This is a genomic window from Phenylobacterium sp., from assembly GCF_965229015.1.
Lineage (GTDB): Bacteria > Pseudomonadota > Alphaproteobacteria > Caulobacterales > Caulobacteraceae > Phenylobacterium.
This window is the reverse complement of sequence record NZ_CBDDIM010000001.1, coordinates 1,602,741-1,622,586: the sequence shown is the minus strand read 5'-3', so window position 1 is coordinate 1,622,586 and position 19,846 is coordinate 1,602,741. Positions and strand designations below refer to the sequence as shown.

Here is a 19,846-nt window from a genome sequence, read left to right as displayed (position 1 = left end):
TCTCCTCGTCAGTCGCGGCGATTCCATGCCACGGCTGACGCTGGGGCCGTCCAGACCCTGACTGTTTCCGGGGTGGCGACGGGCGGGCGGCGCGGCTACATGACGAAGCATGACCAACCGCCTTGTCATCGCCGCCATCCAGGCCAATCCCACCGTCGGCGCCATCGCCGCCAATGAGGCCCTCGCCCGCGAGCGGCTGGCGGAGGCCCACGCGGCCGGGGCGGACATAGCCCTGTTCTCCGAGCTGTTCCTCACCGGCTATCCCCCGGAGGACCTGGCCCTGAAGCCCGCCCTGTGGGCCGCGGGCAAGGCCGCGGTCGAGCGGTTGGCCCTGGCGACCAAGGACAGCTGCGCGGCCCTGGTGGGGCTAATCTGGCCCGCCGAGCATCGCGGGCAAAGGCCGCGCAATGCGCTCGCCTTCCTCGCCGAGGGCGAGATCAAGGGCGTGGCCTTCAAGTGCGACCTGCCCAACTACGGGGTCTTCGACGAGAAGCGCGTGTTCGAGCCGGGCCTGGGCCCCTCCGTCTTCGAATGGAAGGGCGTCAAGTTCGGGGTCCCGATCTGCGAGGACATCTGGGCGCCGGCGATCTGCGCCGACCTCAAGGCCAAGGGCGCCGAGATCCTGCTGGTCACCAACGGCTCACCCTTCCGCCGCCTAGCCGAGACCGAGCGCATGGACGTGGCCACCGCGCGGGTGGCCGAGACCGGCCTGCCGCTGGTCTATGTCAACGAGGTCGGCGGCCAGGACGAGCTGGTCTTCGACGGCGGCTCCTTCGCGCTCTCGGCCCGCGGCGAGGTGGTGATGCGCCTGCCGATGTTCGAGGAGCACCTGGCGCTCTGCGTCTGGGAGAAGGCCGATGACGGGGTCTGGGTCTGTGTCGAGGCCCCCATGGAAGACTGGGTCTCGGGCCCCGAGGAAGTCTACCGGGCCATGGTCCTGGGCCTGAGGGACTACGTGAATAAGTCGGGTTTCCCCGGTGTTTTGCTTGGACTTTCCGGCGGAGTGGACTCAGCCATCGTCGCGGTGGTGGCCGCCGACGCCCTGGGTCCCGACCGGGTGCGCTGCTTCATGCTGCCCTCGCGCTACACCAGCCAGGACAGCCTGGACGACGCGGCGGGTTGCGCGAAGCGTCTGGGGGTGCGGCTGGACGAGATCGCCATCTCGCCGGCCGTCGACGCCTTCGCCGAGATGCTGACCCCGCTCTATGAGGGCCGCGCGCCGGATCTGACCGAGGAGAACATCCAGGCCCGCACCCGTGGCCTGGCCCTGATGGCGCTCTCCAACAAGCTGGGCTCCATGCTGCTGACCACCGGCAACAAGAGCGAGATGGCCGTCGGCTACGCCACCCTCTACGGCGACATGTGCGGCGGCTTCAACGTGCTGAAGGACGTCTACAAGACCGAGGTCTACGCCGTCTGCGAATGGCGCAACGCCCACGACCCCTATGGCGTGGCGGCCTCGCCGATCCCCGAGCGCATCCTCACCAAGGCGCCCTCAGCCGAGCTGCGGCCCGACCAGAAGGACCAGGACAGCCTGCCGGAATACGCCGAGCTGGACGCCATCCTGCACGGGCTGGTGGAGGAGGAGGCGACCCTGGACGAGATCGTGGCCCGCGGCCATGCGCCGGCCACCGTCGAGCGGGTGCAGCGCCTGCTGTACAATTCCGAATACAAGCGCCGCCAGGCCGCCCCGGGCGTCAAGATCGGCCCCCGCGCCTTCGGCCGCGACCGCCGCTATCCCATCGTCAACGGCTTCCGGGACGTGGTGACGAAATAGCGAATTCCTCCCCCGCGGGGGAGGGCGACCGCGAAGCGATGGAGGGGGCTCGGCCCTTGCCGCGTCTACGGCCCAAACCTCCTCCGTCTCGCAGGCGGCGCCTGCGATCCACCCCCCCGAAACGCGCTTCGCGCTGGGGGAGGAACCGCCCCCATTCGCCTTCCGCGCGACGCCAGATTGCGATTCCAAGCTTGGCTGTTATCCTGCGCCCACTTTAGGTGGAGGGGCTGGGATGGGTCTGCGATTGTTTTCGCGGCTGGCGGTTTGCGCCGGTCTGATGATGGTGCTGAGCGCCTGCGCCACCACCGTCGACATCAGCGCCCGCTTCCCGGCGCGCTACGCCGAGACCGCCAATATCCGCCAGATCGCCGTGGCCGGCTTCGACGGCTATGGCGGGCGCGAGTTCCAGTCGGCCCTGCAGGCCGAGCTGTTCTCCGCCACCTTCGACGGCCGCCCCTATTTCACCGTGGTGGCGACCGGCGGCCCCAGCAATCCGAGCGCGGCCGCCGGCTATGGCCGCTCGGTGGGAGCGCAGGGGGTGATCCTGGGCACGGTGGGCACCGACTTCAACACCTCCACCTACCAGGGCAGCGAGAGCCGCTGCGTCCGTTGGGAAGGTGACAAGTGCAAGGAATACAAGTCCTTCCCCATCCCCTGCTGGCGCCGCAACGTCGATCTGATGGTGACGCCGAGCCTGGTGAGCGTGGCCACCGGCCGGGTGGTCTATTCGGCCCAGAAGCGGGCCAGCCGCAACACCTCCTGGTGCGGGAACGAGGCGCCGTCCACCGGCGACCTGGCCCTGGTGACCGACGCCCAGCGCGAGATCCTCGGCGATATCCGCCGCGACATCGCCCCCTACAACACCACCCTCTCGGCCACCCTGAAGACCAAGGGCGTGGGGCTGTCTGAGGGACTCAAGCCGCAGTTCACCGCCGCGGTGAAGGCCACCTCCAGCGGCGACATGGCCGGCGCCTGCCAGGGCTGGACCAGCATCAACAGCGCCCAGCCGGGCAACCTGGACACCGTCTATGACCTGGGGGTCTGCGCCGAGAGCGCCGGCGACTACGGCAAGGCGCTGGCCCTCTACCGCCAGGCCCAGCGCCTGTCGCCGGCCTCCGACAACGCCATCAACGAGTCGATCAACCGCGCCCAGAACCTCGCCGACGCCAAGGCGGCCCTGGCCCGCAGCCAGAGGAAGTAGGGCGCTCTCTTCCTCTCCCACTTGTGGGAGAGGGGAGCCGAACTTTCTTCTGCGTCCCTGTCGATGCGTCCCGGGCTGGATCGTCGTCCTGAATAGCGAGAGAGTTGCGCGGCGATGGCGTCGCGGCTCGCGTTCAGGAGACGGTTTCATGCGCTTCATGTCCTTCATCACCACCACGGTCGACGCCGGCCCGCCGCCCCCCGAGCTGCTGGAGGCGATGCACAGGCTGGCCGACCGGGAGATCAAGGCCGGCCGCATGATCGACGACGGCATGCTGGCGCCCATCGCGGCCGGGGCGCGGGTCAGCGTCCGGGGCGGCAAGCTCGCCGTGCTGGACGGCCCCATGGTGGAGGCCAAGGAGGTGGTGGGCGGCTACGCCATCTTCGAGTTCCGCAACAAGGAGGAGGCCGTGGCCTCGGCGGTGGAGTTCCTGCAACTGCACAAGGACCACATGCCCGGCTGGGAAGGCGTCTGCGAAGTGCGCGAGATGATCACCCGTTGAGGCCGGCGGCGGAGGCCCATCGCGCAATCCTGGCCGTCTGGCGGGTGGAGCAGCCGCGGCTGATCACCAGCCTGGCGCGGATGCTGCGCGACGTGCCGCTCGCCGAGGAACTGACCCAGGACGCCCTGATCGCCGCCCTCGAGCGGTGGCCGGAGACGGGCGTCCCCGAGCGTCCCGGCGCGTGGCTGATGGCGACCGCCAAGCGCCGGGCCCTGGACCACCTGAGACGCGGCCCCATGCTGGCGCGCAAGCACGGCATGGTGGCCCGCGAGCTGGAGGCGCAGCAGCAGGCCATGCCCGATCTGGACGCCGCCCTGGACGACGACATCGGCGACGAGATGCTGCGGCTGGTGTTCACCGCCTGCCACCCGATCCTGTCGCGGGAGGCGCGGACCTGCCTGGCGTTGCGGATGGTCTGCGGCCTGACCACGCCGGAGATCGCGCGAGCCTACCTGCTGCCGGAGGCTACCATCGCCCAGCGGATCGTGAGGGCCAAGAAGACGCTGTCGGAGTCGGGCCTGGCCTATGAGACCCCGCGCGGGGAGGACCTGGCCGCGCGCCTCGCCTCGGTGCTGGAGGTGGTCTACCTGATCTTCAACGAGGGCTATACGGCCGCCCGCGGCGAGGACTGGCTGCGGCCCCAGCTCTGCGACGAGGCCCTGAGGCTGGGTCGGGTGCTGACCGCCGTGGCCGGGGATGAGCCCGAGGCGCACGGCCTGCTGGCCCTGATGGAGCTGAACGCCTCGCGGCAGGCCGCGCGGACCGACGCGGCGGGCGAGCCGATCCTGCTGCTGGAGCAGGACCGGGGCCGCTGGGACCAACTCCAGATCCGGCGGGGGCTGAAGGCCCTGGGGCGGGCCCACCAGCTCGGCGGGAGCAGGGGGTTCTACGCCCTGCAGGCGGCCATCGTCGCCTGCCACGCGCGGGCGTCGACGGCGGCGGAGACCGACTGGGGCCGGATCGCGGCCCTCTATGCCGAGCTGGCGGCCATGGCGCCGTCGCCCGTCGTCGAGCTCAACCGCGCGGTGGCGGTGGGCATGGCCGAGGGGCCGGCGGCGGGGCTGGCGATCGTCGAGCGCCTGATGGAGGAACCGGCGCTGAGGGCTTATCACCTGCTGCCCAGCGTGCGCGGCGACCTCCTGGCCAAGCTGGGCCGCCCTGTGGAGGCCCGCGCCGCCTTCGAGGCGGCCGCCGCCCTGGCGGGGAACAGCCGCGAGCGGGCGTTCCTGCTGCGGCGGGCGGCGGCTGTGGAATAGCCCAGCTTGGCTCGCTAGGGTCGCGCCATGAGTCCCGCCGACGCCGCCATCGCCTGTCTCGACGCCTTCACCGCGCGGTTCAACGCCCGCGACGCGGCGGGCATGGACGCGACCCTGCACTTTCCGCACGTGATCCTGGCCGACGAGCACCTGGTGGTCTGGAAGGCCCCGGGGCGCATCGCGCCCAACTACTTCGAGGAGCTGGCGGCGACCGGCTGGGCGCGGAGCACCTATCACGGCAGGCAGGTCGTGCTGGCCGGCGAGACCAAGGTCCACCTGCTGGTGGACTACTCCCGAGACCGGGCCGACGGCAGCCAGATCAGCCGCCACCAGAACGTGTGGATCGTCACGCTGCAGGATGGCCGCTGGGGCGTGAAGCTGAGGTCCTACTGAGATGAGCGAGATCACCCTTCGCACCGCTGTTCCGGCCGACGCGCCTGCGATCCGCGAGCTGACGCGGGCGGCCTACGCCAAATGGGTTCCGCTGATCGGGCGCGAGCCCAAACCGATGGGGGCCGACTATGAGGCCGCCGTGCGCGAGCATCGGTTCGACCTGCTGTCTGTCGACGGCCGGCTGGCGGCGCTGATCGAGACCCTCGACGAGGGCGATCAACTGCTGATCGAGAACGTGGCGGTCTCGCCGGACCATCAGGGGCGGGGGCTGGGCCGCCGTCTGCTGGCGCTGGCGGAGGGCCTGGCGTCGGAGCGGGGTTACGGGCGCATCCGGCTCTACACCAACCAGCGGTTCGCGGAAAACATCGCCCTCTACCAGCGGGTCGGCTACCGCATCGACCGCGAGGAGGCCGTCAGCGCGGGGGTCGTAACCCACATGAGCAAGGCTCTCGGCTAGAGTTCCGCCGCCCTGGCCCGCCACTTGCCGGGGTTCACGCCCATGACCAGCAGCCAGGCGGTGAGCGAGCCCTCGCCGAGCAGGCCGAGCAGCATGGGCAGGGGCCCGAGCCTGGTGGAGAGCTCCGGCGCCAGGAACTCCGACAGGCCGTCAAGGCTCCAACCGAGGCAGGTCAGGGCGAGCAGCACGCCGATGATCCTCGGCATAAAGGTGGAGCGGAAGACCAGCCAGCCCAGCAGGCCGCAATAGAGGCCAAAGCAGGTCATGGCGACGGTGTAGCCCTGGCCCTGGAGGCGCAGGAAGGCGTAGGCGAGCCCCTCGAGCTGCGCGGGGCTGAACGCCGCCAGATAGGGGGCGCTCTTCAGCAGCACCAGGGGCGCCAGCAGCAGGGGAGAGACCGCCAGACCGATCGCGCATCCGGCCAGGCCGAAGGCCATGGCCACCCGCGAGATGAAGGGACCCGCGGGCCTGAGCAGGCCGTATAGCAGGGCGGTGATGGCGACGTAGGCCAGCGTCCCCACCAGCTCCACGGTGAAGCTGAGGCGGTAGAGGTCGACCGATCCCAGGATCAGGGCCGCGGTGGCGGCGGCGTCGCCCTTCACGATCAGGCCCTGACGCAGCAGCAGGCCGCTGATCCCCCCGGCGATGGTGACAACGTAGAGGGCGCCGGTGATACGGGCGGTGAGGCGCGGGGCGGCGATCATGCGAGGAGGCTCAGCGAGAAGAGGGTGAAGCCGATGGCCCCGGCCGCCATCACCAGGGTCACGCTGAACAGGCCGGCGGCCATGGCCAGGCGGGCGCGGGGCGCGCCGCCCCGCTGGGCGCGCAGGAAGAGTTCGAGGACGGCGAGGGGGACGAGGATGCAGCCAAACGACCAGATCTCGCCAAACAGCTCGGTTCCCACCGGGTGGCCGCCCTGGGCCAGGACGTAGGCGAAGAAGCCGACGCGCATGAACCATTGGGCGTTGGAGACGAGGTAGAGCCGCAGGGCCCAGCGGCGATGGGCGGCGAAGTCCCGGCCGCGCGCGGCGGCGAGCGCCAGGCCCGCGAAGGCCAGGATCAGGGCGGCGTTGAGGCTGGTGGCCAGGGAGCCCAGCAGGGCGGGATTGGTGTGGCGCACCCAGACCAGATACAGCCCGGAGACGGCCAGCCCGCAGGCGACCACCAGGAACAGGCGCCCGTTCCAGCGGTGGACCGCCGGCCAGCGGTTGCGCAGCTGGGGCAGGACCTGCAGGGCGCCGCCGAAGGCGATGATCCCGGCCAGCAGGGCGTGGGCCGCGAAGGTCAGGTTGCCGGCCGTGTCGCCCGCCACATAGCCCTTGAGCAGCAGGGTGTTGCGCGCCCAGGCCGGGAAGTCGCCCGACAGGGTCGAGGGACCATAGAAGGCCACGATATAGTAGAGGAAGGCCCACTGGCCGATGACGGCGGTGACAAACCAGAATTGGGCGGACGCGGCCAGCGCCCTGTCGGCCAGGGCGCCGCGAGGGCTAAGACTTGCTTGCAGGGTCATCACGCACGCTAACGGCTTGGCTTTGTCGCGCCGGGACCTAGCCTAGGGAGGGCGGATCGAAGGGCCATGACGCTGGGCGACAAACACATGATCGCAGGTTTCAGGACCCCGTCGGTGGGCGCCGGGTTCGCGCGCGGGCTGCTGGACTTCGCCGTCGCCAGGGGCGCCGACCGCGCCGCGCTGATCGCCCGCGCGGGGGTCGATCCAAAGGCCCTGCAGGACCAGGACGCCCGCATTTCCTTCGCCGGCTATGTGGCCCTGATGAAGGCGGCCCAGACCCTGACCGGTGACCCGGCCCTGGCCCTGCACTATGGCGAGGCGGTGCAGATCTCGGAGGTCTCCGTCGTCGGACTGCTGGGCCAGGCGTCGGAGACCATGTTCGAGGCCTTCGCGCAGCTGAACCGCTTCGTGCGGCTGATCGTCGAGACCGACAATGGCGGCCACCCCGACCGCTTCCGCTTCGCCCTGGAGCGCGGCGGGATGTGGCTGGTGGACAACCGCCGGGGCGCCGGCGCCTTTCCCGAACTGACCGAGAGCGCCTTCGCCCAGTTGGTCACCAGCGCGCGGCGGGCCAGCGACCTGCTGGTGGTCAGGGCCGTGCACGTCACCTATCCCGATCCCGGATACGCGGCCGAGTACGAACGCATCTTCCAGGCGCCGGTGGTGTTCGGCAGCGACTGGAACGCGATGCAGATCGACCCGAAGCTGCCCGACGAGCCGGTGGCCATGCTGCCGCGCTACGTCTTCGGGGTGTTGAGCGAGCATGCCGAGGCCCTGCTCAAGAGCCTGGAGAGCGCCAGCACCGTGCGCGGCCGGGTGGAGAGCCTGCTGATGCCAATCCTGCACACCGGCGAGGTCGGCATCGACAGGATCGCCGGCAAGATGGGGCTGAGCCGCCAGACCCTGTTCCGGCGGCTGAGGGCCGAGGGGGTGACCTTCGCCGGCGTTCTGGACGACCTGCGCCATCGCCTGGCCCTGCACTATCTGGAGGGGCGCAAGGTCTCGGTGAACGAGACGGCCTATCTCGTGGGCTTCTCCGACCCCGCGGCCTTTTCGCGGGCCTTCAAGCGCTGGACCGGCATGAGCCCGAAGGCGGCGCGGGGCGTCAGGACGCCCCCAGCCGACGCAGGACCTCGCGGGGGATCTGGTGGTGGGCGATGACGGGGCGCTGGTCGCGCAGGCCGAGCGACTCGCGCTGGACGAAGAACATCCAGGTCGCCTTGGCGGCGGCCTTCACCAGGACGTCGCGGGGCTCGGTCTGGTCCTCCCCGGCGTCGTAGGCGCGCAGGGCGGCCAGCGCCTTCTCCATCTTGCCGCCGATGCGGCCCAGGGCCGCGGCGGCCTCGCCGGCCATCTCGTGCTGCAGGAGATCAAACCCGCTGTCGCGGGCCGAGGGGGCCTGGCGTTTGCTGAACATGGGCGCTCCCATTGATCGGTCGGTGGAGATTAGCCAATTCCCCACCGAATGCGCTAGTTCCGGCTCGCCTTGTCTGTCGCGCGCTCGGACGGCGGACCGGCGTCCACTTCGCCGGAGCGCGCTTACGTCATCCGCAGGACGACGCTCTCCGGGACCGGCTCGGCGGGCCGCACGCCGCTGAGCGCCGGGATGATGTCCTCGACGCGGTCGACGGAGATCCAGCTGTCCATGAACTCCGGCGGTGTGAGCCTGGCGTCCACCGTATGTTTGAAGAGCGCGTAGAGCGGCTCCCAGAAGCCGTTCGGGCTGTAGAAGACCACCGGCTTGGCGTGCAGGTCCAGGCGGCGCCAGGAGAGCAGCTCGACGATCTCCTCAAGGGTGCCGATGCCGCCGGGCAGGACGATGAAGCTGTCGGCGCGATCGAACATGATCTGCTTGCGCTCGTGCATGGAGGAGACGACGACGGTCTCCACCACGTCCAGGCGGCGCTCGCGCTCCTTCAGGAAGTGGGGGATGACCCCCAGCACCTCCCCGCCGGCCTGGTGGGCGGCGATGGCGCAGGCGCCCATCAGCCCGACCCCGCCGCCGCCATAGATCAGCTTCAGCCGCGCGGCGGCCATGGCGCGGCCCAGGTCCGCGGCGTCGGCCAGCAGCTGGGGATCGGCGGCGTCGGAGGAGCCGCAGAACACGCAGGCGCTCGAAAGGGGGGCGAGGTCTTGCCCCATGGGCGGTAAGCTCCGGAAAAGGACTCAAGGGCGCGCGCTGCTGACATGTTCGGCGCGCGGGGTGGATTAGCTAGGGTCTGGGTTAAGGAGTTTCAAGCAAGCCGTGATCCGCGTCCCGATTCCTATCGTCGCAGCCCTGCTGCTGACCGCGTGCGGCGCCGAGGCCCCCCGGGTCCCCATCGCGCCCAAGAAGGAGCCGGCCGCCCAGGCCGCCGGCTATGCGATCCCGGCCATGGTCACCCGGGTCGAGGCCGGGCCCGCGGGCCTGACCCTGACCGGCTCGGCGCCGGCCGGGGCGCCCATCCGCCTGGCCAGCCCCGACGGCGCGGCCATGGTCGCCAAGGCCGACGACAAGGGCGTCTGGCGGCTGGGGGTCCCGGCGGCGGCCCAGCCGCGGCTGTTCGGGCTCTCCTCCACCCAGGGCGCCCGCACGGTCCAGGCCCAGGGCTACCTGCTGCTGACCCCCGACGGCCGCGGCTATCTGCTGCGCTCGGGCGCCGGGGCGGTGCGGGTGGGTCCGGTGGCGGGCCTGGCCATCACCGCCTTCGACTTCGACCGGGAGGGGGCCGCCGTGGTCTCCGGCGCGGCGGGGGCCAGCGCCACCATCACGGTGCGCGCCGACGGCCGCCAGAGCGCCGATGGCCGGGCCGACGCGGCCGGGCGCTTCGCGATCTCGCTCAGCCAGCCCCTGGCGGCCGGCGAGCACACGATCAAGATTTATAGCGACGGGGCCGAGAATTCGGCGACAATCGACACCTCGCCCGCGGCCTCCCTGGTCGACGGGCCATTTCGAAGCAGCACCACGCCCGCGGGTTTGCGGGTGGACTGGATGACGCCGGGCGGCGGGGTCCAGTCCACAGTGATCCTCAATTGATCTCGGAATTTTCGCCTATCGCGTGACGCCCGGATTTCGGCCGTCGCGCTCTCGAACGGAGCGTTCTCAAGGTGTCATTCATGCACGCCGGCGGTGTCCGGCGGTTCGCAAGCCCCGGGGCGGTGTCGCCGCCCTCGGTGAAGTTCAGCTTCTGGGCCTCGATGGCCGATCTCGGCCGGCTGGTCATGCGCTCGGGCGCCAAGGGCCTGTCCTGGCGCATCCCGGTGGCCCTGGCCGCCGTGTTCGTCGGCAAGCTGGCCGGCGTCACCGCCCCGGTGATGCTGGGGGACGCCATCAACACCCTGTCGCCCACCGCCGGGCAGGCCGTGGCCATCGGCGCGGACTTCGTGGTCCTGGCCCTGGCCTTCGCCGGCCTGAGGCTGGTGTCCTCCTGCGCCCCCTATCTGCGCGACGCCATCTTCACCACCGTGTCGCAGTCCACCATGGCCAAGGCCGCGGTGGAGACCTTCGCCCATGCGCTGGCCCTGTCGCTCGACTTCCACCAGGGCAAGCAGACCGGGATGTTGGCCCGGATCATCGACCGGGGCTCGCGCTCCACCGACTTCCTGATCCGCAGCGTGGTGTTCAACCTCGGCCCCACGGCGGTCGAGCTGGTGATGGCCCTGGTGGTGATGGTCCTGCGGCTGGACTGGCGGTTCGCGGCCACCACCTTCGCCACCATCGTCATCTACACGGTGGTGACCTTCCGCATCACCGACTGGCGGCTCAGCCACCGGCGCGAGCTGAACGAGGCCGACAGCCGCTCGGCCGGCCTCTCCGTGGACGCCATGATGAACTACGAGACGGTCAAGACCTTCGGGTCGGAGACCCGCACCGTGGCCCAGTACGAATCCGCCATGGGCGACTATGTCGTGGCCTCGGTGAAGGCCAACACCTCGCTCTCCCTGCTCAACGCCGTGCAGGCCGTGATCCTGACCATCGGCCTGGCCCTGATGACGGTGCTGGCCGGGCTGGAGGTGATCGAGGGGCGCATGCGGATCGGCGACGTCACCACCGCCATCCTGCTGCTGACCGGCATCTACCAGCCCCTGAACATGCTGGGCTTCAACTATCGCGAGATTCGCCAGGCCTTCATCGACATGGAGCAGATGGTCAGCCTGACGGCCCTGAAGCCCGACATCGTCGACGCCCCGGACGCCGCCGACCTGCCGCCCTCGGCCGTCCACGGCGCCGACGTGGCCTTCGAGAGCGTCACCTTCCAGCACGACGCCCGCTCCAGCGGCCTGAAGGAGGTGAGCTTCCACGCCCCGCCGGGGACCACCACGGCCATCGTCGGACCCTCCGGCGCCGGCAAGACCACGGCGGTGCGCCTGGCCCTGCGGCTGATCGATCCCCAGGCGGGACGGGTGACGATCGACGGCATGGACCTGCGCCAGGTGCGCCAGGCCTCCCTGCGCCGGGCCGTGGCCCTGGTGCCGCAGGACGTGGCCCTGTTCAACGACACGGTCTACGCCAATATCGGCTTCGCCCGGCCCGACGCGACGCCGGAGGAGGTGCGCAAGGCCGCCGAGGACGCCGAGCTGGGGCCCTTCATCGACGCCCTGCCCAACGGCATGTCCACCATGGTCGGCGAGCGTGGCTTGAAGCTGTCCGGCGGCGAGCGCCAGCGTGTGGGGATCGCCCGCGCCCTGCTGGCCAATCCCCGGGTGCTGATCCTGGACGAGGCCACCAGCGCGCTGGACGGCCGCACCGAGGAGGCGATCCAGGCCACCCTGCGCAAGGTCCGCGCCGGCCGCACCACCCTGGTGGTGGCCCACCGCCTCTCCACCATCGTCGACGCCGACCAGATCGTGGTGCTGCGGCGGGGGAAGATCGTGGAGCGGGGCACCCACGCCGAGCTGCTGGAGAAGGCCGGGGAATATGCGGCCCTGTGGCGGCGGCAGACGCGGGAGCACTAGGTGTTGGCCAAGGCGAGGCGATCGACGCTGATCCGGCTCTGGCTCTCACAACACCAGGGGGGGATGCACCTGGCCATGGGAGCGGTCGTAATCGTCGTCCTTGCTGTCATTTTCCTGCCGAGGATGGGCCCGACCCAGCTCGTCGGACGGGTGGCAGGCTTCGCGCTCAATGAGCCGCACGGCAGATTTCCCCTAGCTTACGTCCAGTTGTCCGATCGTCGGGTGACGGTCCACCTTGGAGCCCATTCGTGCGCGACCGGCGACCGGATCCATATCGAGAAACACAAGGCGCTTTGGGGACCGAGCTACCGCGCAGGAGTGATGGCCTGTGACTTCGGAAGTGAGCCCAGCGATGCGCAGGCCCGCTAGCGCGCCCAGGGCCCCTAAGCCGAAAGTCTCGGCCGTCCGGTCGGTCGGCCGATGCGTGTGCGGGGCCGTGCGGCTGGAGATCGACGTGCCGGCGGTCTGGGCCTGGCACGATCATTCGCCGGCCAGCCGCCACGCCCAGGGGGCGGCCTACGCCACCTATGTGGGGAGCTGGCGCAGCCGGTTCCGCATCCTGGAGGGGGAGGATCACATCCGCCGCTATGAGGACCCGGAGCTGGGGACGGCGCGCAGCTTCTGCGGGACCTGCGGCACGCCGTTGTTCTACGAGCGGCCCCGCTCGCCGAAGATGGTCAACATCCCCCGCGCCCTGTTCGCCGAGCGGACCGGCCGCGAGCCGCGCTACCACACCTCGGTCGAGCAGATGGCCGACTGGACCTGGCGCGGGGAGAAGATGGCGCCCCTGAAGGCCTATCCGGGGGTGATGTTCGTGCGGCCGCGCAAGAGCCGGCCGGCGCCGGACGGCATGTTCTAGCTGAGCCGCTTCCAGTAGAGGATCGTCCCGCTGAGGCCGCCGTGGGGCTTGAGGGCGTAATCGGGGATCTCGCCCGCGCGGACATAGCCCAGGCCCTCATAGAGCCCCGCCGCCCCACCGTCGCTGGCGGTGTCCAGCACCAGCAGGGTGCGGCCGCGCTGGCGGGCGAGGGCCTCGGCCGCGCGCATCAGGGCCGCGGCGATCCCTCGGCCGCGGCAGCTCTCGCGGACCATCAGCTTGGCGATCTCGCCGCGGTGCGGCTGGTTGGGCGGGCAGTCCAGCAGCAGGGTCACCGTGCCGGCCAGGACCTCGCCGTCCCAGGCCCCAAGGACCACCCGCCTGCCCTCGGCGGCGGCGGCGAGGGCGGCGTCCCAGAAGGCGGCGGAGTCCGCCGCCGACAGGGGATGCATGAAGCTGACCGAGGCGCCGCCGGCCACCACCTCGATGAGCAGGTCGCGGAGTAGGGACCGGGCCTCGGGGCCGAGGGGGCGGATGTCGAACATGTCAGCTCCGGGCCAGGGCGACGACGTAGGCGCAAGGCGCGGCGGTCTCGTTGGCGATCGTGACCTCGCCCGGCGGGCCGAAGCCCAGGGCGTCACCGGCGGCCAGGCGGTGGCGCTCGCCGCCCTCGTGGATGGTCAGCTCCCCGGCCTGGACCCAGACCACCTGGCGGATGCGGGCGTAGGACGAGGCGGGCAGGGTGACCTTCCGCCCCGGGGGCATGTCGACGCTCACCAGCTCCACCGGATGGTCGGGCCGGCTGAAGACCTGGCGGCGGAGGTAGCCGGTCTCCGGATCGCGCCAGGTGGGCTGGTCGGCGGCCCGCGACAGCCGATCCTCCTGGCCCTCGGCCCGCAGCAGCAGGCCCGCCAGGGTCAGGTCGAAGGCGCCGGCCAGCCGCACCAGGATGACGGCCGTGGGGCTCATCTCCTCGCGCTCGATCTTGCTGATGGTGGCCTTGGCCACCCCGGAGCGTTCCGCCACCTCGGCCAGGGACCAGCCGCGGGCGTCGCGCTCCAGCCGGAGCCGCGCGGCGATGCGGGCGCCAGTGTCGTCCACTATAGTCGTCATACGTCCCGTATAGTGGACGACGACGCCTCAGGCAAGCGTGGCCCTACTCGGCGGCCTTGGGCACGTCGTCGTCGCCGAACACCAGCTGGCGATCCCGCGGCGTCTTCCGACCCAGGCGCGGCCCCAGGGTGCGGGCCCAGAGCCAGGCGAACCGGCGGGCCATGACCTTGGGGGCGGCCAGCAGGACGGGGGTCAGGATCAGGGTCAGCAGGGTGGCGAAGGACAGGCCCCAGACCACCGCGCCGGAGAGCTGCACCCACCACTCCGACCCCGGCGCCTTGTACTCGATATGGGCGTTGTGGAAGTTCGGGTGGATCTGGAACATCAGCGGCAGCAGGCCCACCACCGTCACCAGGGTGGTGAGCATGACCGGCCGGAACCGCTGGGCGGCGGCGCGGACGGCGGCGTCGTCGGCCTCGTAGCCCGAGCGGCGGAGCTGGTAGTAGGTGTCCACCAGCACGATGTTGTGGCCCACCACGACCCCGGCCAGGGCCACGACCCCAGTGCCCAGCATGATCACCGAGATGTAGTCGAAGGTGTGCATGAGGTTGATCTGCACCCCCAGCAGCACGCCGACGGTGGAGAGGGCCACCGCCGAGAGGGTCACCAGCACGCCGTAGAAGCTGTTGAACTGCCACAGCAGGATCACCCCCATCATGAACAGGGACGCCGACATGGCGGTCATGAAGAAGATGGCGGCCTTCTGGCCCTCCTCGTCGGCGCCGGTGAACTTCCAGCGGACGGAGGGGTCGATGGGCGCCTTTTCCAGCCAGGGTTTGAGCTGGGCGATCTTCTGGTTGGCGGCGACGCCCTCGACGGCGTTGGCCTGGACGATCACCAGGCGCTGGCTGTCGCGGCGCTGGATGTTTGTCACCTGCTGGGCCGGGACGCGCTTGATGAAGTAGCTGGCGGGCACCGGGCCCAGGGCCGTGGAGATCTTCATGTTCTCGAAGGCCGCCACGTTGCGGCCCTCGGGCGTGAAGCGCACCCGGATGTCCAGCTCGTCCTCGGCGTCGTCGGGGCGGAAGCGGCCCACCAGCACGCCGCCGGTGGTGTACTGGATCGCCTGGCCGACGGTGAGCACGTCGACGCCGTAGCGGCCGGCAGCCTCGCGGTCGACGGCGAGGTTCCACTCGATGCCCGGTGAGGTGCGGTTGTCCTCCAGCTCGATCAGCTGCGGATCGGCGGCCAGCTTGGCCTTCACCAGGTTGGCGGCCTTGTTCAGGGCCACGGGGTCGTTGCCGCGCAACTCGACCTGCACGTCCTTGCCGGTGGGCGGGCCGCCCTGGGGCTCGCGGACCTCGACCTGCATGCCGGGGATGTCGGTGACGCGCCTGCGCACCTCGTTGGCGATGTCCTTGCCGCGCAGGCCGAGGGCCTTGCGGTCCTCGTAGTCCTGGAAGTCGACATTGATGCGGCCGATGGTGTCGTTGGGCGGGGCGTTGGGGCCGCCGCCGCTGCTGGCCGAGCCGCTGCGCACGAAGATGGAGTTGACGCCCTTGATGCCCTGCAGGCGCGCCTCCACCTGGCTCACCAGCTTGTCCTGGGCCTCGGGGGACATGTTGCCCCGCGCCTTGACGTAGACGGCCACGAACTCCGGGTCCTGGTCGAGGAAGAACTCGGTCCGGTGCTTGGTGTGGCCGAACCAGTAGAAGACCCCGAAGATGATCACCAGGGTCGCGGCCATCACCCGGAAGGGATGCTGGCCGAGGAAGCTGATGTTGCGGGCGTACCAGCCCATGAATCCGGTCATCTCGCGCGGGTCGCCCCGCTCGGACTTCTCGATCTCGGCCAGGTGGTCGGCGTCCACCGCGGCCTTGCGGGCGACGATGGAGCCCAGGGCAGGGGTGAAGATCAGGGCCACGAAGATCGAGGCGCCCAGCACGAAGAACAGGGTCAGCGGCAGGAAGCTCATGAACTTCCCGGCGATCGAGTTCCAGAACATGAAGGGGATGAAGGCGCAGAGCGTGGTCAGGGTGCCGTTCAGCACCGGCCAGAACATGCGCTTGCCGGCGGCGGCGAAGGCCTCGCCCTTGGGCATGCCCTCGGCCATCTTGCGGTCGGCGTACTCCACCACCACGATGCCGCCGTCCACCAGGATCCCGACGGCCAGCACCATGCCGAACATGACCATCTGGTTGAGGGTCACGTGCATGGCGTTGAGCATCAGGAAGGCCAGCATGAAGCAGGCCGGGATCGCCAGCCCCACCATCAGGCCCTGACGGATTCCGAGACTGGCGACGATGATCATCATCACCAGCAGGGTGGCCGACATCAGGCCGCTTTCCAGCACGATCAGGGTGCGGCCGATGAAGTCGCTCTCATCGAAGATGTAGGAGACCTTGACCGTCTCGGGCCAGCGCTTCTGCTCCTCGGCCACCACGGCCCGGACCTTCTTGACGGTCTCCAGGACGTTGGCGCCGGAGCGCTTGGAGACGTCCAGGGAATAGGCGGGTTGGCCGTTGAAGCGGCTGATATAGCTGGCTTCCTTGAAGGTGCGCCGCACGTCGCCGATGTCGCCCACGGTGATCAGGCGGTCGCCGTTCTTCTTGATGGGCAGGGAGAGGATGTCCTCGGGCTTCTCCACCACACCGGGGACCTTGACCGCGAACTTGCCGGCGCCGGAGCGCAGGTCGCCGGCCGGCACCAACTGGTTGTTGCGGCTGATCACCTGGGCCAGTTCGCCGGTGGTGACGTTGTAGGCCTCCATCCGCATGGGATCGACGGTGACCTCGAGGAACTCCTCACGGCCGCCGCTGAGACTGGCCTCCAGCACCCCGGGCGTGGCCTCCAGGCGGTCCTGCAGGTCGCGCGCGATCCGCACCAGCTCGCGCTCGGGCGCCGCGCCCGACAGCACGATGCCGATGACGGGGTCCCCGGAGAAGTTGGCCTCCTCGATGATCGGCTCCTCGGCGTCCGGGGGGAACTTGCCCCGGGCCAGGTCGACCTTGGCGCGGACGTCCTCCAGGACCTTGTCCTTGTTGAAGTCGGCCTCGAACTCGAGATTGACGACGGCCATGCCCTGGCGGGCCACGGCGTTCATCTGCTTCAGGCCCTCGATGCTCTGAAGCTCGGTCTCCATGGGCTTGACCAGCAGCCGCTCGGCGTCCTCGGGGCTGACGCCCGGATAGGGCACCACCACCGAGACGAAGGGGATGGTGATGTCGGGGTTGGATTCCCGCGGCATCGAGTTGTAGGCCAGGAAGCCGAAAATGCTGGCGATCAGGGTGACGCCCAGCACGACCTTGCGCCGTTTAATCGCGCCGTCGATCAAGGGTCCGATCATCGTCTCTATCTCCAGGGGCGCGGGCGCGGCTTAGCGCGCGCTGGCGACCCGAACCTTCTGACCTTCGGCCACGTAGGACTGGCCGACCGTGATGACGCGCACCGGACCGCGGAGCCCCGCGACCCAGACGCCGCCGGGGGTTTCCTCGATCACGGTGACCGGGGCGAAGGCCACCTGATTGTTGGCCTCGACGTAGCGGACGCCCTGGCGGCCGGCGGAGTCCAGCACCAGGGAGGACACCGGCACCTGGTGGGCGGGGCCTACGCCGGCGGAGATGCGGACGGTGGCCGAGAGGCCCGAGCGGGCGGCCATGTTGGGGTTCGCCGCGGCGACCTCCACATGATAGGTGCGGGTCTGGGCGTCGGCGTCGCGGGCGACGTAGCGGACGCGGCCCGACAGGCGCTCCCCCGACAGCAGGGTGGCGGTGGCCGGGGCGCCGACATGCAGCTTGCCGGCGTCGGTCTCGGGCAGGTCGCCGACGATCAGCAGCGGGTTCAGCTCGATCATGGTGCCGCAGGCCTGGCCCGGCGACAGATAGGCGCCGATCTCGGCCTCGCGCTTGTCGAACACGCCGGAGAAGGGCGCGCGGATGTTCATCTGCTCGACCCCGATCTCGGCCTGGCGGACCAGGGCCGCGGCGTTGTCGAGATTGGCCTGGTCCTGCAGGACCTGGGTCTGGGAGCGGAAGCCCTTCTTGGCCAGTTCCACCGAGGCCTGCTGGCTCAGCTGGCGCGAGCGCAGGGCCGCGCGGGCCTGGTCCAGGGTGGCCTGGCGCGCATCGACGTTCAGGCGGCAGAGCACCGCGCCCTTGGCCACATAGCTACCCTCGGTGGCGGGGGTGGCGGCCACGGTGCCGGGGCTTTCGGACTTCACCGACACGGTGCGGGCCGACTCGGTGCGGCCGCGGATCACCACGGCGTACTCGTGGACGCTCTCGGGCGTCAGGGCGACCTGGACCGAGGGGAGGGTGGAGGCGGTCGTCGTCTTGGCCTGGGCGCCGTCCTTCTTCTCGCCCCCGCCGAACAGCGAGCCGATCAGGAAGTACAAGGCGGCCACGAGCAAGATTCCGCCCGCGAAAAGATAAGAAGATTTGACGCGCATACAGCCGTTTCCCCGAGCGCAGCAGTCGTTCGGCGTCCGCACATGAGTCGGCCGCCCGCCCCGCAATCCTATGCAGATAGGTTGCAGTGGCTTTTGATGCCACCGTTCTGCGAGCGCAAATGAAATCGCGGACAGGATGATGTATGGCCGCATATTGTGCCCGTGAAGCCGCAGGATCGGCATGCACGTGCCCCCAGCGCCAAGCTGAGCCTTGGATACCATCCAGGGTTGAACGAAAAGGAGACGTCTTGAGATACCTGCACACCATGGTCCGCGTGGCCGACCTCGACGCCTCCCTGGCCTTCTATTGCGACAAGCTGGGGCTGAAGGAGGTCTCCCGCGTCGAGAACCAGGGGGGGCGTTTCACCCTGGTCTTCCTCTGCGCCCCCGGCGACGAGGAGATGGCCAAGGCCAGCCGCGCCCCCACCGTCGAGCTGACCTACAACTGGGATCCGGAGGACTATCAGGGCGGCCGCAATTTCGGCCACCTGGCCTATGCGGTGGACGACATCTACGAGACCTGCGCGCGGCTGCAGGCCGGGGGCGTGACCATCAACCGGCCCCCCAGGGACGGCCACATGGCCTTCGTCCGCTCGCCAGACGGCATCTCGGTGGAGCTGCTGCAGGCCGGGCCCGCCAAGGCCCCGGCCGAGCCCTGGACCTCGATGCCCAACACCGGGGTCTGGTGATGGGCGACCGGCTGGCGGGGCGCGCGGCCCTGATCACCGGGGCGGCCGGCGGCATCGGCCTGGCCTGCGCCGAGGCCTTCGCCGCCGAGGGCTGCGACTTGGCCCTGATGGACATCGACGAGAAGCGCCTGGCCGCCGCCGCCAAGGACCTGGCCAGGCAGAGCGGCCGCAAGGTCCACGCGGTGCCCTGCGACGTCTCCGACGCCGCCGCGGCCCAGAAGGCGGTGATCCGCTCGGCGGCCCTGCTGGGGCGCATCGACATCCTGGTGAACAACGCCGGCATCCTGGCGCCCGGCGACATCCTGGACTGCGACCTGGCCGACTTCGACCGGGTGATGGCGGTCAATCTGCGGGCGCCCTTCGTGATCGGCCAGACCGTGGCCCGCCACATGGTGGACGCCAAGATCCGGGGGGCGATCATCAACATGTCCTCCATCAACGCCGTCGTCGCCATCCCCAACCAGATCGCCTACGTGGCCTCCAAGGGCGGGATCGCCCAGCTGACGAAGTCCATGGCCCTGGCGCTGGCTCCCCATGGGGTGCGGGTCAACGCCATCGGGCCGGGCACCATCTCCACCGACATCCTCAAGGACGTGATGGAGAACGATGACGCGCGCCGCCGGGTGCTGGCGCGCACGCCGATGAAGCGGTTCGGCGAGCCCTCGGAGATCGGCAAGGTCGCCCTGTTCCTGGCCAGCGACGACGCCTCCTACATGACCGGCCAGACCCTCTATCCGGACGGCGGGCGCCTGGCCCTCAACTATACGGTGGCGGTGGATTAGGCCTTGGACGGCGGGCGACACGGCCTA

At 70.1% G+C, this 19,846-nt stretch carries 21 protein-coding genes; 13 read left to right on the top strand and 8 right to left on the bottom strand.

The features are described from left to right. Positions 1-109: 109 nt before the first annotated feature. From ACO06I_RS08100 to ACO06I_RS08075, 6 genes are all read left to right on the top strand, one after another. Positions 110-1,777: an NAD+ synthase gene (locus tag ACO06I_RS08100; RefSeq protein ID WP_421932066.1), complete on the top strand. Its 1,668-nt coding sequence runs from the start codon at positions 110-112 to the stop codon at positions 1,775-1,777. Positions 1,778-2,009: 232 nt separating this feature from the next. Beyond that, entirely contained in the window at positions 2,010-2,978 is a 969-nt protein-coding gene (locus ACO06I_RS08095) for a tetratricopeptide repeat protein (RefSeq protein WP_421932065.1), read from the top strand. A 148-nt stretch (positions 2,979-3,126) separates the two neighbouring features. Then, complete coding sequence (locus ACO06I_RS08090) at positions 3,127-3,480, top strand: YciI family protein (RefSeq protein ID WP_421932064.1); 354 nt, start codon at positions 3,127-3,129, stop codon at positions 3,478-3,480. Further along, positions 3,477-4,736, top strand: a complete 1,260-nt coding sequence (locus ACO06I_RS08085; protein ID WP_421932063.1) for an RNA polymerase sigma factor — start codon at positions 3,477-3,479, stop codon at positions 4,734-4,736. Before ACO06I_RS08090 ends, ACO06I_RS08085 begins: the two co-directional genes overlap by 4 nt. Positions 4,737-4,763: 27 nt before the next feature. Further along, positions 4,764-5,129, top strand: coding sequence for a hypothetical protein (locus ACO06I_RS08080; protein WP_421932062.1), 366 nt, complete (start codon positions 4,764-4,766; stop codon positions 5,127-5,129). 1 nt (position 5,130) lies between these two features. After that, positions 5,131-5,586: a GNAT family N-acetyltransferase gene (locus ACO06I_RS08075; protein ID WP_421932061.1), complete on the top strand. Its 456-nt coding sequence runs from the start codon at positions 5,131-5,133 to the stop codon at positions 5,584-5,586. On the opposite strand, the gene ACO06I_RS08070 is transcribed toward ACO06I_RS08075, so the two are convergent. Both ACO06I_RS08070 and ACO06I_RS08065 read right to left on the bottom strand, forming a co-directional pair. Beyond that, entirely contained in the window at positions 5,583-6,290 is a 708-nt protein-coding gene (locus ACO06I_RS08070; protein ID WP_421932060.1) for a DUF4386 domain-containing protein, read from the bottom strand. The genes ACO06I_RS08075 and ACO06I_RS08070 overlap by 4 nt on opposite strands. Beyond that, positions 6,287-7,096: a DUF2306 domain-containing protein gene (locus tag ACO06I_RS08065; RefSeq protein ID WP_421932059.1), complete on the bottom strand. Its 810-nt coding sequence runs from the start codon at positions 7,094-7,096 to the stop codon at positions 6,287-6,289. The genes ACO06I_RS08070 and ACO06I_RS08065 overlap by 4 nt, the downstream gene beginning before the upstream one ends. Positions 7,097-7,183: 87 nt before the next feature. Here ACO06I_RS08065 and ACO06I_RS08060 point away from each other — a divergent pair, with 87 nt between their 5' ends. Further along, complete coding sequence (locus tag ACO06I_RS08060; protein ID WP_421932058.1) at positions 7,184-8,257, top strand: AraC family transcriptional regulator; 1,074 nt, start codon at positions 7,184-7,186, stop codon at positions 8,255-8,257. On the opposite strand, the gene ACO06I_RS08055 is transcribed toward ACO06I_RS08060, so the two are convergent. Together ACO06I_RS08055 and ACO06I_RS08050 are read right to left on the bottom strand one after the other, a co-directional pair. Then, positions 8,202-8,513: a DUF6665 family protein gene (locus ACO06I_RS08055; protein WP_421932057.1), complete on the bottom strand. Its 312-nt coding sequence runs from the start codon at positions 8,511-8,513 to the stop codon at positions 8,202-8,204. The two genes, ACO06I_RS08060 and ACO06I_RS08055, sit on opposite strands and share 56 nt — an antisense overlap. Before the next feature lie 122 nt (positions 8,514-8,635). Then, the gene (locus ACO06I_RS08050; RefSeq protein WP_421932056.1) at positions 8,636-9,238 is read right to left on the bottom strand and encodes a TIGR00730 family Rossman fold protein; all 603 of its coding nucleotides are present in this window, start codon (positions 9,236-9,238) and stop codon (positions 8,636-8,638) included. A 103-nt stretch (positions 9,239-9,341) separates the two neighbouring features. Between ACO06I_RS08050 and ACO06I_RS08045 the strand changes: the two genes are divergently transcribed. From ACO06I_RS08045 to ACO06I_RS08030, 4 genes are all read left to right on the top strand, one after another. Next, a complete protein-coding gene (locus ACO06I_RS08045) occupies positions 9,342-10,112 on the top strand; it encodes an Ig-like domain-containing protein (protein ID WP_421932055.1) in 771 nt (256 codons plus the stop codon). Positions 10,113-10,192: 80 nt separating this feature from the next. Continuing rightward, a complete protein-coding gene (locus ACO06I_RS08040; protein WP_421933611.1) occupies positions 10,193-12,031 on the top strand; it encodes an ABCB family ABC transporter ATP-binding protein/permease in 1,839 nt (612 codons plus the stop codon). After that, complete coding sequence (locus ACO06I_RS08035) at positions 12,032-12,400, top strand: hypothetical protein (protein ID WP_421932054.1); 369 nt, start codon at positions 12,032-12,034, stop codon at positions 12,398-12,400. Positions 12,401-12,467: 67 nt separating this feature from the next. Next, positions 12,468-12,890 carry a GFA family protein gene (locus ACO06I_RS08030; RefSeq protein ID WP_421932053.1) on the top strand — a complete coding sequence of 141 codons (423 nt, stop codon included), beginning with the start codon at positions 12,468-12,470 and terminating at the stop codon, positions 12,888-12,890. Here ACO06I_RS08030 and ACO06I_RS08025 read toward each other — a convergent pair. The 4 genes from ACO06I_RS08025 to ACO06I_RS08010 are packed head-to-tail and all read right to left on the bottom strand — an operon-like array spanning position 12,887 to position 18,303. Beyond that, positions 12,887-13,393: a GNAT family N-acetyltransferase gene (locus ACO06I_RS08025; RefSeq protein WP_421932052.1), complete on the bottom strand. Its 507-nt coding sequence runs from the start codon at positions 13,391-13,393 to the stop codon at positions 12,887-12,889. The genes ACO06I_RS08030 and ACO06I_RS08025 overlap by 4 nt on opposite strands. A 1-nt stretch (position 13,394) precedes the next feature. Continuing rightward, positions 13,395-13,949, bottom strand: coding sequence for a helix-turn-helix domain-containing protein (locus ACO06I_RS08020; RefSeq protein WP_421932051.1), 555 nt, complete (start codon positions 13,947-13,949; stop codon positions 13,395-13,397). A 55-nt stretch (positions 13,950-14,004) separates the two neighbouring features. Then, positions 14,005-17,247 carry an efflux RND transporter permease subunit gene (locus ACO06I_RS08015; RefSeq protein WP_421932050.1) on the bottom strand — a complete coding sequence of 1,081 codons (3,243 nt, stop codon included), beginning with the start codon at positions 17,245-17,247 and terminating at the stop codon, positions 14,005-14,007. 30 nt (positions 17,248-17,277) lie between these two features. Beyond that, positions 17,278-18,303 carry an efflux RND transporter periplasmic adaptor subunit gene (locus tag ACO06I_RS08010; protein WP_421932049.1) on the bottom strand — a complete coding sequence of 342 codons (1,026 nt, stop codon included), beginning with the start codon at positions 18,301-18,303 and terminating at the stop codon, positions 17,278-17,280. 293 nt (positions 18,304-18,596) lie between these two features. Between ACO06I_RS08010 and ACO06I_RS08005 the strand changes: the two genes are divergently transcribed. Further along, positions 18,597-19,037: a VOC family protein gene (locus ACO06I_RS08005; RefSeq protein ID WP_421932048.1), complete on the top strand. Its 441-nt coding sequence runs from the start codon at positions 18,597-18,599 to the stop codon at positions 19,035-19,037. Beyond that, the gene (locus ACO06I_RS08000) at positions 19,037-19,819 is read left to right on the top strand and encodes an SDR family NAD(P)-dependent oxidoreductase (RefSeq protein WP_421932047.1); all 783 of its coding nucleotides are present in this window, start codon (positions 19,037-19,039) and stop codon (positions 19,817-19,819) included. The genes ACO06I_RS08005 and ACO06I_RS08000 overlap by 1 nt, the downstream gene beginning before the upstream one ends. Positions 19,820-19,846: the final 27 nt, after the last annotated feature.

Excerpts from the sequence above, each read along its gene's own strand:
- ACO06I_RS08000 (WP_421932047.1), top strand. The coding sequence starts at position 19,037 with ATGGGCGACCGGCTGGCGGGGCGCGCGGCCCTGATCACCGGGGCGGCC.
- ACO06I_RS08095 (WP_421932065.1), top strand. The coding sequence starts at position 2,010 with ATGGGTCTGCGATTGTTTTCGCGGCTGGCGGTTTGCGCCGGTCTGATG.
- ACO06I_RS08065 (WP_421932059.1), bottom strand. The coding sequence starts at position 7,096 with ATGACCCTGCAAGCAAGTCTTAGCCCTCGCGGCGCCCTGGCCGACAGG.
- ACO06I_RS08040 (WP_421933611.1), top strand. The coding sequence starts at position 10,193 with ATGCACGCCGGCGGTGTCCGGCGGTTCGCAAGCCCCGGGGCGGTGTCG.
- ACO06I_RS08075 (WP_421932061.1), top strand. The coding sequence starts at position 5,131 with ATGAGCGAGATCACCCTTCGCACCGCTGTTCCGGCCGACGCGCCTGCG.
- ACO06I_RS08025 (WP_421932052.1), bottom strand. The coding sequence starts at position 13,393 with ATGTTCGACATCCGCCCCCTCGGCCCCGAGGCCCGGTCCCTACTCCGC.
- ACO06I_RS08100 (WP_421932066.1), top strand. The coding sequence starts at position 110 with ATGACCAACCGCCTTGTCATCGCCGCCATCCAGGCCAATCCCACCGTC.
- ACO06I_RS08050 (WP_421932056.1), bottom strand. The coding sequence starts at position 9,238 with ATGGGGCAAGACCTCGCCCCCCTTTCGAGCGCCTGCGTGTTCTGCGGC.
- ACO06I_RS08055 (WP_421932057.1), bottom strand. The coding sequence starts at position 8,513 with ATGTTCAGCAAACGCCAGGCCCCCTCGGCCCGCGACAGCGGGTTTGAT.
- ACO06I_RS08015 (WP_421932050.1), bottom strand. The coding sequence starts at position 17,247 with ATGATCGGACCCTTGATCGACGGCGCGATTAAACGGCGCAAGGTCGTG.
- ACO06I_RS08060 (WP_421932058.1), top strand. The coding sequence starts at position 7,184 with ATGATCGCAGGTTTCAGGACCCCGTCGGTGGGCGCCGGGTTCGCGCGC.
- ACO06I_RS08070 (WP_421932060.1), bottom strand. The coding sequence starts at position 6,290 with ATGATCGCCGCCCCGCGCCTCACCGCCCGTATCACCGGCGCCCTCTAC.
- ACO06I_RS08090 (WP_421932064.1), top strand. The coding sequence starts at position 3,127 with ATGCGCTTCATGTCCTTCATCACCACCACGGTCGACGCCGGCCCGCCG.
- ACO06I_RS08080 (WP_421932062.1), top strand. The coding sequence starts at position 4,764 with ATGAGTCCCGCCGACGCCGCCATCGCCTGTCTCGACGCCTTCACCGCG.